This window comes from Pseudomonas sp. AGC41 (assembly GCF_057334555.1).
This window is the reverse complement of the sequence record NZ_JBHFJB010000163.1, coordinates 115,791-127,530: the sequence shown is the minus strand read 5'-3', so window position 1 is coordinate 127,530 and position 11,740 is coordinate 115,791. Positions and strand designations below refer to the sequence as shown.

Genomic DNA, 11,740 nt, shown 5'->3' with positions numbered 1-11,740 from the left:
CTCCCACATGAAGCGCTCCAGCAGCGCCTTACAGAATTTGAGGTTTTTGAAATGAATGTTTTGATCATTGGCAGCGGTGGCCGTGAACACGCCCTGGCCTGGAAAGTGGCTCAGGATCCGCGCGTGCAGAAAGTCTTTGTCGCACCGGGCAATGCCGGCACCGCCATCGAAGCCAAGTGCGAAAACGTTGCTATCGACGTGCTGGCCTTGGAGCAACTGGCCGACTTCGCCGAGAAGAACGTCGCGCTGACCATCGTCGGCCCGGAAGTGCCGCTGGTCGCTGGCGTGGTGGACCTGTTCCGCTCTCGCGGCCTGGACTGCTTCGGCCCGACCGCCGGCGCGGCACAGCTGGAAGGTTCGAAAGCGTTCACCAAGGATTTCCTGGCACGGCACAAGATCCCGACCGCCGACTACCAGAACTTCACCGAAATCGAACCGGCACTGGCTTACCTGCGCGAAAAAGGCGCACCGATCGTGATCAAGGCCGACGGTTTGGCCGCTGGTAAAGGCGTGATCGTTGCCATGACCCTTGCCGAAGCCGAAGACGCGGTGCGGGACATGCTCGCTGGCAACGCCTTTGGCGATGCCGGATCGCGGGTTGTCATCGAGGAGTTCCTCGACGGTGAAGAAGCCAGTTTCATCGTCATGGTCGACGGCAAGAATGTCCTGCCGATGGCCACCAGCCAGGACCACAAACGTGTCGGCGACGGCGACAGCGGCCCGAACACCGGTGGCATGGGTGCCTACTCCCCCGCTCCGGTAGTCACTGCCGAAGTGCACCAGCGCGTGATGGACCAGGTGATCTGGCCGACCGTGCGCGGCATGGCCGAGGAAGGCAACATCTACACCGGCTTCCTCTACGCCGGCCTGATGATCGACAAGGCAGGTAACCCAAAAGTCATCGAATTCAACTGCCGTTTCGGCGATCCTGAGACCCAGCCGGTAATGCTGCGCCTGCAATCGAGCCTGGTCCTGCTGATCGAAGCGGCCCTGGCCCAGGCGCTGGACAAGATTGAAGCCCAATGGGATCCGCGTCCAAGCGTTGGCGTGGTGCTGGCGGCGGGTGGTTATCCGGGCGACTATGCCAAGGGTCGCGCGATCCAGGGCCTGGACGCCGCCGCGCAGTTGGAGGGCAAGGTTTTCCACGCCGGCACGGCATTGAAGGACGGCCAGGTGGTCACTGCCGGTGGTCGCGTGCTTTGCGCCACGGCCATGGGTGCCAGTGTCGATGCGGCCCAGCAGCAGGCCTACCGGCTTGCCGCGCGGATTGATTGGGAAGGATGCTTCTACCGCAAGGACATTGGCTACCGTGCCATTGCCCGTGAGCGTGGTGAAAACCAGGAATAACCCGGCCATTCAGCCAGGCAAAGGCCCATGGCCCTTGCCTGGCTGCCGGGGCGCCGCGCATAGTTATAGTCTGGCCTCAACCTATGAAGGGATTTCGCCGTGCGCTGGCTCAGGATTGCCATAGCCTTCACCGTTACCCTGCTGACGCTGCTCTGCATGCTCCCGGCGCAGGCCGCGCCAGGCAGTGGCTGGGCGATATTGCTCGACGAACAGGGCGACCTGAAGCTGAGCGACATCCGCTCTGCCCGCTACACCAATCAATTCAGCCCGATAGACCTGGACCACCTCAAGGCGGCCGAACCCGGCGGAGCATTATGGTTGCGCTTCCGGCTGGCGCCCGACCGGCATGAACAAATTCTGCGCATCTTTGCGCCAGACCTGTCGCGCCTGAATCTCTACGTGCTGGACGGCGATACGCTGATAGATCAACAGATCAGCGGCAATGGCCCGCCCGACACCGAACAATCCGCGCGCAGCAGTGATCTCATGCTGGCGCTACCGCGTAGCGACAAGCCCCTCGACGTCTACCTGCGATTGGCCTCCCGGTACGAATTGCGCCCCTACGTCACACTGCAACCGGCCATAACGGCAGCTGCCAACCAGAACCAGACGCTGATCTACGGCCTCTTGTTCGGCTGCATCGCCATGTTGATCCTGCACAACCTCACCCGTTACGCCTATACCCGCTCGCGCAGTTGCCTGTGGCTGGCAGCCTGTGAAGGGTTGCTCATGCTCAGCCTGATACTGTTGCTGAACCTGGCCGGGTCCTGGCTGCCTGACTGGCCGGCAATCCAGACACCGGGAGCGTACCTGGCGCTATTGCTGACCGCGCCCTGCGGCTTGATGTTTGCTTTACGTTTCTTCGCGCCCCTGGGCGAGCATCCGTTGAACCGGCTGCTGCTCGGAGAAATCGTCTTCATCATGCTGTGCAGCCTGTTGCTGTTGTTCGTCAACACACTGCCGCTCAACATCATCACCTATGCACTGGTGGCACTGGCCGGGCTGAGCATGTTGTTCGTCAGCGCCTGGCACTGGCAGAAGGGCTACCGCCCGGCGCGCCTGTTCGTTGCCGCCATGGTGGTGTTCAACCTCGGTACGCTGATCATCCTCCCCGCCTTGCAGGGGCTGACGGAAGTCGCGCCGCAAGGCCTGATCGTCACCCTTTTGGTATTCATCTGCATCAGTGGTCTGTTGATGAGCGTTGCCTTGGGCGAACGCCAGCGATCGATCAACGAGAGCCGTTTCAGCATCAGTCGCGACCTGGCCGCAAGCAATGCCGAGATCAACGCCAAGGCCGAGTTCCTGGCCAAGATCAGCCATGAGATCCGCACCCCCATGAATGGCGTGCTGGGTATGACCGAGCTGCTGCTGGGCACGCCGCTGTCGGTCAAGCAGCGTGACTACGTGCAGACGATCCACAGCGCCGGCAATGAACTGCTCACACTGATCAACGAGATCCTCGACATTTCCCGTCTCGAATCGGGCCAGATCGAGCTGGACGATGTGCAATTCGACCTGAATGCGCTGATCGAGGATTGCCTGAGTATTTTCCGCGCCAAGGCGGAACAGCAGAATATCGAGCTGATCAGTTTTATCCAGCCCCAGGTGCCGCGCGTCATCAGCGGTGATCCGACGCGGCTACGCCAGGCCCTGCTGAGCCTGCTGGAAAATGCCTTGAAGAAAACCGACGAAGGCGAAGTGCTGATCGTCGTCGCCCTCGATGAGCGCAGCAATCAACCACGCCTGCGTATCGCGGTGCAGGACAGCGGTTCGCCCATGGACGCCGAAGAGCGCGACACCCTGATGCACGCCGAGCTGCACAGCAAGAATTTCCTCTCCGCCACGCGGCTGGGGGGCAACCTGGGCCTGGTCATCGCCCGCCAGTTGATCATGCTGATGCACGGCGAGTTCGGCATCAAGAGTGGAAGCAGCCAGGGCAGCACCTTGTGGTTGACCCTGCCACTGGACCCTGACCGTCTCGAACACCCGACTTCCGACCTGGACGGTCCGCTGCAAGGCGCGCGGGTATTGGTCGTCGACGACAACGACACCTGCCGCAAAGTACTGGTGCAACAGTGCAGCGCCTGGGGCCTGAACGTCAGCGCAGTGCCGTCGGGCAAGGAAGCCTTGGCGCTGCTGCGCACCAAGGCGCATTTGCGTGACTATTTCGACGTGGTGCTGCTGGACCAGAACATGCCCGGCATGACCGGCATGCAATTGGCGGCCAAGATCAAGGAAGACCCGAGCCTGAACCACGACATCCTGTTGATCATGCTCACCGGCATCAGCAACGCCCCGAGCAAGATCGTGGCACGCAACAGCGGCGTCAAGCGCATCCTCGCCAAACCGGTGGCCGGGTATACGCTCAAGACCACCCTGGCGGACGAACTCAACCAGCGCAATAAAGGCCAGGCTCCGATTGCCCCGGTGAATGCCGGCCCTCTCCTGCCGGTGAAAGTGCCCAGCGATTTTCGTATCCTCGTAGCCGAAGACAACAGCATCTCCACCAAAGTCATCCGCGGCATGCTCGGCAAGCTCAACCTGCAACCCGACACCGCCAGCAATGGCGAAGAAGCCCTCAAGGCCATGAAGGAGCAGCGCTACGACCTGGTCCTGATGGATTGCGAAATGCCGATACTCGACGGCTTCTCCGCCACCCAGCAATTGCGCGCCTGGGAAGTCGGCAACCAACGGACCCGCACCCCGGTGGTCGCGCTGACGGCGCACATCCTGGCCGAACACAAGGAGCGTGCGCGCCAAGCGGGGATGGACGGGCATATGTCCAAACCGGTGGAGCTGTCGCAACTGCGTGAGCTGATCGAGCACTGGGTAGCCCAGCGTTAATCGCAAGTGAAGTGGCAGCTAAAACGCTATCAGGGTCACCCCGACGAAGCCGCAAGCCCGACTCATCTCCTTACTTTCTCTACACAGGCATTGCGGGCCAAAATTGGGGCCTGGTCCGCGCTTTGCGCAAGGCATTGTCGATACTCCTTCACATAATTCTTGAAGACCTGTGCTGCCTCGGCCTTCGGCAACCTTGCCAGTTCGCTGACAAACGCCCGCGAACCGATTTCGAAATGCTGGTAATCCACAACTCGGTAAAAATGGCATAGGTATTGTCTGCCACGGCATCCAGAACAACCATTTGCCCTGTTCCGGTCGCGTCATCGAAACCGAAGGTGTTAAAAACAACCTTGTTCAGCCTTGTGCAGGAAATCGGATTCTGTGGAGTGATGACTCCGTTATCTTCCAGGGTCCGGCACTCGGCCTCGGAAAGAGGGAATACGCCGATACCTGCACAACTGCAAGACATCGTTATCAACCCGCTCACGAAAAGAAACTTCATGACATACGTCGCAAACATCCTTGTCATTTAACTAACCATTAACGCCGTGGTGCCCGGCACTCTCGGCCGTTACTTGAAACAAAGCGCCCAATGAATTGCCGACAGTCGAATCACAGACTGATAGACTTCCGCGACTCTCTCTCGCAGTGAACCCGACCATGCTTCACGTGTTATTCAGCGTTTACCTGAAGATGCTGGTGCTCTACAGCCCCTTCTTCGTGCTGTCGTGTTTTATCAGCCTGACCCGTGGCTACTCACGCAAGGAACAACGTCGCCTGGCCTGGAAGGGCGCGACCGCGACGCTGGTTTCCAGCGTCTTGCTGTATCTGTTCGGGCGGGTCATCTTCAGCGTGTTCGGCATCACCGTGGATGCATTCCGAATCGGCGCCGGCAGCGTGCTGTTCATTTCCGCGTTGGGCATGGCTCAAGGCAAGTCAGCCGTACAGACCGACAATGTCCAGCAGGACGTGACCATCGTCCCGCTGACCATTCCATTGACCGTCGGCCCCGGCACCATTGGTGCCTTGCTGGTGATGGGCGTAAGCCAGCCGCACTGGGATGACAAGCTCATGGCGATCATCAGCATCGCCCTGGCCAGCTTCACTGTTGGCGTCGTGCTTTACCTGTCCAGCCGCATCGAACGCATCCTCGGCGACCAGGGTCTGCAGATCGTCAGCCGCCTGATGGGGCTGTTTGTCTGCGCGCTGGCAGCGCAGATCATCTTTACCGGGGTAAAGGGATATCTGGCCCCGTAGCCATTTATCCGCGCTTGCGACGGCTGAATCTTTTGCTCAATACCTTCTTGCGATGTTCGCCCAGGTACTCTTCAATCTGCTCCCTGAATGCTTCATAGCGGGCCGGGTTGAACGTCACGAATGACTTGCCACGGAAAAAATCCCGCGCCGACGCTCGCCAGTTCACAAAAAGGACCCCGCCATTATTTGAAGAACCGGAGTGTTTTATCGAGGCGGCAGAAGCAATCAGGATTCCGTTGGACAGCTGCTCGCAGGGGATAAAGGACAAGCGCGCGCCATCGACGGTCTTAGCCTGCCTCTGGAAGAGGTCGATAGTGTCGTCGTCCTGTTTCAGGCCATCGATCGTGCTGTCCATCACCGTGCTCAACACCGCTGCCGCCGGGTGACTGGCCTTAACGCCATCGATGATTCCTTTGACGATATCCTTGATCACCAGGTCCAGGTCCACCTGCACGGAATTCTCGGAGTAACGGGTGTATCCACTGTCGGGCACGAAACATCCGAGATCCACCAGGCATTCAATGAAAGCTTCATACCACTCACGGGTGTTCTTACCGGCGGGGACCTCGTAATTGGCCTCCATGATTGCCATGGTTATCAGGTTTTCCATGATCACCATGTTATCGAGCGACATGTTATTGCCATAACCCACCAGCGCATCGCCCAGCATCAGCGCATCCAGTTCCTTGGTGGGGTTGTCCTGTGACTGCACGATAGACCTGCGGACGCGGATCGGGGCAGTGCCCGACGCCTTGCGCCTGTCGATACGCGCGGCAATGGACTCGATACTTTTTGCCAGACTTATCTTACTTTCAAACAGTTCCATAAACTTTTCCTTGTTATGTGGATGACCGCTCCTGCGGACAAGCCTCAATCTAGTTACTTACCAAAACAATAACCAATAAAAAACAATTGCAATATGTTCACAAGCTTACCCACTCCAGGAAAACTTGTATCCAGACCTGTAGCCTGCCCACTTAAAGTTCACACCTGTTGCTATATTTCTAATCACCTTCAACTTTACGAGTTAACAACATGCTCAATAAAACGCTCACAGGTCTGATAACCGGCCCCAGCCTGTTTTCCTACATCGAGACACTTCCTCTGTCAGATCACGAGGGCATTGCCGACTGCAACAACTTCGCCATTCTCATTGCTGACGAAAGGTACAACCGGTATCACCAGCCAGAACGCTGGCTTGAAAGGTACGTCGGTGTGTTGAGGGCCATCGGCTGGTCAATCTATGAGGACGCAATATTTACTCGCACACAACAGGTCCTCAGCGGCTCTGTGGCGGAATTTCTGGTTGAGAGCGCAAGCGCGATGAACGATACGCAGCAAGGCAATGCCATGATCGACACGCTCGATAGCTTGGAAAACAACAGTCCCGCGCTGCTGTCTTTTGACCGGGAAACCGCTTCAGGTGACAGTTTCCAGGTTGTTCCATCCCGCTACGACGCGCAAGGACGACTCAATATCGCCGTATTCAAACTTGAATTGAATACACGGATAAAGAGCAACAATTTCCTCTTCTGGAACTGGGAAAAGCGCTCGGCCGAGATTGTCCAGCGAAAGGCCTATCTGAGACTGGACAGAACAGTACTCGATGGGCAGCGGGAATTAATCAACAAGCGACTGGAAAAAAAATCAATCGAGCGATTCGACCTCAGTCGAAACCGCCCCATCAATAACCAATGACACCTTGATGCTTTTTCATGCCCCTGGCTTATCGGCATACCAGCGCGGTGTATACACCCAGTCGCCACCTCCGATGCGTGGAAACACGCAAGTGGTGGAGGAGCCGATCAGCACCATGGTGCGCATGTCCACCTGGTCCGGGGTCAGTTGCCCAAGCGTGGTGACGCGCAGGGTCTGGCCCGGTCGGCCGATGTCACGTCCCAGGACTACCGGAGTATCCGCTGTGCGATGTTGTGCGACTATTTCCAGCGCCCGCCCCAGTTGCCACGGACGGGAGCGGGAGATCGGGTTGTAGAATGCCAGCGCCAGGTCTGCCTCGGCCGCCAGGTCCAGGCGTTTCTCGATGATCGACCACGGCTTGAGATTATCCGACAAGGACATCACGCAGAAATCATGACCCAGCGGCGCGCCGGCCTGGGCCGCCGTGGCCAGGGAAGCCGAGACCCCCGGCAGGATTTGCAGGTCGACGTTATGCCAATCGGCGTCAGTCGACTCATGCAGCGCTTCCAGCACAGCAGCGGCCATGGCGAATACGCCAGGGTCACCGGACGACACTACCACCACCGATCGGCCCTGAGCCGCCAGTTCGAAGGCATGTCGGGCACGCTGCATTTCTTCGCGGTTGTCGGTGCAATGTTGCACCTGGTCGGCCCGCAAAGGCCCGGCCATGCGCACGTAAGTCTCATAGCCGAGCACATCGTTGGCGCGGTCCAGTTCGGCACGCACGGCCGGGACCATCAACTCCGCCGCTCCAGGGCCAAGGCCGACCACCGCCAGACGTCCGCGCGCACGGCCGAGCTGCAGCGGGTCGATGGGCTGCTCAGCCACGGCGATGATCACGCCGCCCATTCGTTGCAACGAAGCCGGCTGGCCCAAAGCCTCATCCAGCCATTGCTCACTGTCATCGCTGGCCCGCGCGAAGCGCAGCGGCACGCCCAGCGCCAGAGCGGCGTGGTGCAATTCGGCGCGGGCCATGTCGCTGTCTGTCGCCAGCAGGCACGCCACTGATTGCACCGCGAGGCCGGCCCGGTGCAACGCGTCGTCGATCGCAGTCGACACGTCCATCGTGCCGGCGTTCACCGAAACCACCACGTTGCGCGGATAGATCCGCAATTCGTCCGGCGCAGGCACACCCGCGGCGCTGTCGATGCGTATCGCCAGCCGTGCCTGCGCATCCTGGGGCAACTGCGCCTGATCAAGCCACGGCGCCGCGCCTTCGACCCGCACCGGCTCGCCGGCCAGCAGATCGGAGACGAAACGCTTGCCCTGCTCCAGGTCGCCCAGGCTGTAGCCGCTCGGCGGATTGAGCAGGCAGGTGCCAAAACGCAACTCGCCGCTGGTGGTGATCGCCGGGGCGACTTGCAGCGCTGTGGCGATTTCCCGGGCCATGACATTCACACCGCCCAGGCCACCCAGCAGCGGCACCACGGCGCTACCATCCTCAGCCACCGCCAGCACGGGCGGCTCGCTGCCTTTTTCCAGCAACAGCGGCGCGAGGGTGCGAATGACGATGCCCGCCGCGCACAGCGCAATGATCGGCGTGTCCTGTTGATAGAGTTCGCGCAACGTGGTGCCGAACTCAACGTATTGCCGATCGCCCTCGACCCGCCCGGCGAGGCCATGAATCAGCGCATCGGGATAGCACTGCTGGATTCGTCGGGCCGTCGCGAGGCTGCCTGGGCCGAGGATGACAATTGCTACAGCCTTCCTCATCCCTGCCACCGCTCGCCCGGGACGATGATCAGCGAGAAGTACGGCGAAGACATCGGCTCGACTTCCTCCAGCGGCACGATTTTCTGGTTGGCCATGGTCGCGCGCTCGACGTACAGCGCCCGCCCGTCCATGCCCAGCTCCTCAAGCACCTGCCGAACCTTGGGGAAGTTACGCCCCAACTTCATGATCACCGCCGCATCGGCATCGGCCAACCGGCGCTTGAGATCGTCGTGGGGCAGGACGCCGGAGAGCACCGACAGGCTCTGGTTGCGATAGACCAGCGGGGCTCCCAGCACCGAGGCCCCACCGAGCATCGAACACACGCCGGGAATCACTTCGGCCTCGTAGCGCTCGGCCAGGCGGTCGTGCAGGTACATGTAGGAGCCGTAGAAAAACGGGTCGCCCTCGCAGATCACCGCCACATCGCGACCGGCATCCAGGTGCACGGCCAATTGCTCGGCGGCGGTGTCATAGAAGTCGGCGATCACTTCTTCATAGGACAACGGCGCCGGCAGCACCTCGGTGGTGACCGGATAGACCAGCGGCAGCAACGTCTGCACATCCTGCAGATGGGCCTCGATGATGCCGAAGGCGTTGCCCTTCTTGCCCTTGGCGACAAAATACGCCACCACCGGCGATTCGCGCAGCAGGCGCAGGGCCTTGACCGTGATCAGCTCCGGGTCACCGGGCCCTACGCCGAGGCCGATCAGACGTCCAGGCTGCTGCATCATTCAATCTCCGTAGCAAGGGCGTTGACGGCGGCGGCGGCCATGGCGCTGCCGCCCAGGCGACCTTGCATGATCACGAACGGCACGCCCCGGCTGTTGGCCGCCAGCGCCGCCTTGGATTCGGCGGCGCCGACAAAGCCCACCGGGAAGCCGAGGATCAGAGCCGGTTTTGGCGCGCCTGTATCGAGCATTTCCAGCAGGTAGAACAGCGCGGTCGGGGCGTTGCCGATGACCACGACACTGCCTTCCAGATGCGGTCGCCACAGCTCCAGCGCCGCCGCCGAACGGGTGTTGCCCAGCTCTTCGGCCAACGCCGGGACGCGCTCATCGCGCAGGGTACAGATCACTGGATTGTTGGCCGGCAGGCGGGCTCGGGTCACGCCTTCGGAGACCATCCGCGCGTCGCACAGGATCGGCGCGCCGGCGGCCAACGCTTGGCGCCCGGCCGTGCCCGCGCCCTCGGAAAACTGCAGGCCATCGACCGCCTCGACCATGCCGCAGGCGTGAATCACCCGTACCGCGAGTTTTTCCAGATCGGCCGGAATGCGCGCCAGGTTGGCTTCGGCGCGGATGATCGCGAAGGAGTTGCGATAGATCTCCTGACCGTCGCGGATGTAATCAAGCATCAAGGGGGCTCCGGGGATGAGCGTCGAGCCAGTGGTCGAGCGCTTCGATAGTCAGATTGTGCGCCTGCAACGCGCCGAAACCGGGCAACGCGGCATCACGAAAATAGAGGTCATAACGACCGGGGGCGACCGCCAGCAACGTCGCCGGGGCGATGTGGGCCGCCGCGCATGATCGCTGGCAGCCGGACAGATGAATGCTCAAAGCCTGGCCCCGACGTTGCAGCAGATCCGCCAACTGACGGGCATCGGCCTTGGTGTCGGCCAGGCCTTTGCCACAGCCATTGGAGCCGGTGCAGGCGATGAGTTGCGCCAGGGAGTGGTCGAGCGAACACAACAGGCCCAGCGCCTCGAGCTGCGTCAACACGGCATCCGCATCCTCGCGGCGCACGTTGGGCAGCAACAGGCTTTGCCAGGGAGTGAAGCGAAGGTTGCCGTCGCCCTTCTCCCGCGCCAACTGCGCCGCGCCGCGCAGCATGACCGTATCAAGCCGGCCGAGGGGCGCCGCCGCGCCGACATAGACCCGTTCGTCGTGCTGGGAATGAATACCGACGTGCAGGCCGCCGGGCGACGCACTCCTCCGCCAGTCAAGGCAAGGTTGCAGCGGCACGCGGCCGGTTAACCGGGTCATGAATTCATTCACGGGAAATTCGGCCAGCAGTTGGCGCATGCGGTTCTGATCCGGGCGGGCCAGTTCGAGAAACAGCTCCAGCACCGCTACCACCAGGGCATGTCCTTGGGCCAGGGGCACCTTGCCCGCCGGCTCGTCCAACGGCGAACCGGCCAGGCCAAAGGCAAGCCAGGGCTCGCCGTGCTGGACAAGCGCCGATAGCCACAGGTCATGGTGATGCTCGAGCATCGCCAAGGCTTCGCCACCGTCCAACTGCACGGCGAACTTGGCCGAGAGTTCGTGGAAGCGCTCATGGGTTTGCAAGGTGAAGAGGATCTGCGCGGCCAGCGGGCGGGTGTCGAACAGCATCTGTCGGTCGATTCCCGCCGAAGGGCTGAGCATCAGGTTACGCACGTCATCGCCAGCGGCCTTGCGCGGACCAAGCCCGGCGGCGAGCAACGCCTCGATCAACGCGTCCGGCTCAGGGCCGATACCGCGGATCTGCAGGTTGGCGCGGTTGGTGGCCTCGATCACGCCCCCGGTGAACTGCTCGGCCGCCCCGGCGACGGTTTCGGCCTGATCCGCGTGGATGACGCCGCCATCAAGCTTGATTCGGCAGATTCCTCCGTCCAGTGCCTGGACGACACGCAGCAACCCCGGACAACCCGAGGGGCGAATGACGTTGGAAAATGGACGTTCGTTCAAGGCAGAACCGGTAAATAGGAAACGCCGCAGCGGCGAAGGCCGCCATTATGCCTGCTTTGCCTGCGCTCATGAAAAGCTTGCCGGTCGGATTGCTGACAGCGAGCCCCGACTTCCGCACGCCTGTTATCCAAAACGGTGGGAGCGAGTCTGCTCGCGAACGCGGTCTGCCTGAACAGAAGATGTTGAGTGGACCACGTCTTCGCGAGCAGGCTCGC

10 protein-coding genes are annotated in these 11,740 nt (G+C 61.1%); 4 read left to right on the top strand and 6 right to left on the bottom strand.

What is annotated here, in order from left to right; genetic code table 11:
* The first annotated feature begins 51 nt into the window (after window positions 1–51).
* Together purD and ACE04F_RS28790 are read left to right on the top strand one after the other, a co-directional pair.
* Complete coding sequence (gene purD / locus ACE04F_RS28795) at window positions 52–1,347, top strand: phosphoribosylamine--glycine ligase (protein ID WP_486111082.1); 1,296 nt, start codon at window positions 52–54, stop codon at window positions 1,345–1,347.
* 99 nt (window positions 1,348–1,446) lie between these two features.
* Entirely contained in the window at window positions 1,447–4,191 is a 2,745-nt protein-coding gene (locus tag ACE04F_RS28790; protein WP_486111080.1) for a hybrid sensor histidine kinase/response regulator, read from the top strand.
* 148 nt (window positions 4,192–4,339) lie between these two features.
* On the opposite strand, the gene ACE04F_RS28785 is transcribed toward ACE04F_RS28790, so the two are convergent.
* Window positions 4,340–4,693 carry a hypothetical protein gene (locus tag ACE04F_RS28785; protein ID WP_486111078.1) on the bottom strand — a complete coding sequence of 118 codons (354 nt, stop codon included), beginning with the start codon at window positions 4,691–4,693 and terminating at the stop codon, window positions 4,340–4,342.
* Window positions 4,694–4,851: 158 nt separating this feature from the next.
* Here ACE04F_RS28785 and ACE04F_RS28780 point away from each other — a divergent pair, with 158 nt between their 5' ends.
* Window positions 4,852–5,448: a MarC family protein gene (locus ACE04F_RS28780; protein WP_486111076.1), complete on the top strand. Its 597-nt coding sequence runs from the start codon at window positions 4,852–4,854 to the stop codon at window positions 5,446–5,448.
* Window positions 5,449–5,452: 4 nt separating this feature from the next.
* On the opposite strand, the gene ACE04F_RS28775 is transcribed toward ACE04F_RS28780, so the two are convergent.
* A complete protein-coding gene (locus ACE04F_RS28775) occupies window positions 5,453–6,274 on the bottom strand; it encodes a hypothetical protein (RefSeq protein WP_486111074.1) in 822 nt (273 codons plus the stop codon).
* Window positions 6,275–6,483: 209 nt separating this feature from the next.
* Here ACE04F_RS28775 and ACE04F_RS28770 point away from each other — a divergent pair, with 209 nt between their 5' ends.
* Window positions 6,484–7,146 carry a hypothetical protein gene (locus ACE04F_RS28770; RefSeq protein ID WP_486111072.1) on the top strand — a complete coding sequence of 221 codons (663 nt, stop codon included), beginning with the start codon at window positions 6,484–6,486 and terminating at the stop codon, window positions 7,144–7,146.
* 15 nt (window positions 7,147–7,161) lie between these two features.
* On the opposite strand, the gene cobJ is transcribed toward ACE04F_RS28770, so the two are convergent.
* The 4 genes from cobJ to cobG are packed head-to-tail and all read right to left on the bottom strand — an operon-like array spanning window position 7,162 to window position 11,525.
* Window positions 7,162–8,859 carry a precorrin-3B C(17)-methyltransferase gene (gene cobJ, locus ACE04F_RS28765; protein ID WP_486111070.1) on the bottom strand — a complete coding sequence of 566 codons (1,698 nt, stop codon included), beginning with the start codon at window positions 8,857–8,859 and terminating at the stop codon, window positions 7,162–7,164.
* Complete coding sequence (locus tag ACE04F_RS28760; protein ID WP_486111168.1) at window positions 8,856–9,587, bottom strand: precorrin-2 C(20)-methyltransferase; 732 nt, start codon at window positions 9,585–9,587, stop codon at window positions 8,856–8,858. The genes cobJ and ACE04F_RS28760 overlap by 4 nt, the downstream gene beginning before the upstream one ends.
* On the bottom strand, window positions 9,587–10,213 hold the full coding sequence (locus ACE04F_RS28755; protein ID WP_486111068.1) for a precorrin-8X methylmutase: 627 nt from the start codon (window positions 10,211–10,213) through the stop codon (window positions 9,587–9,589). Before ACE04F_RS28755 ends, ACE04F_RS28760 begins: the two co-directional genes overlap by 1 nt.
* On the bottom strand, window positions 10,206–11,525 hold the full coding sequence (cobG, locus tag ACE04F_RS28750) for a precorrin-3B synthase (RefSeq protein WP_486111066.1): 1,320 nt from the start codon (window positions 11,523–11,525) through the stop codon (window positions 10,206–10,208). Before cobG ends, ACE04F_RS28755 begins: the two co-directional genes overlap by 8 nt.
* Window positions 11,526–11,740: the final 215 nt, after the last annotated feature.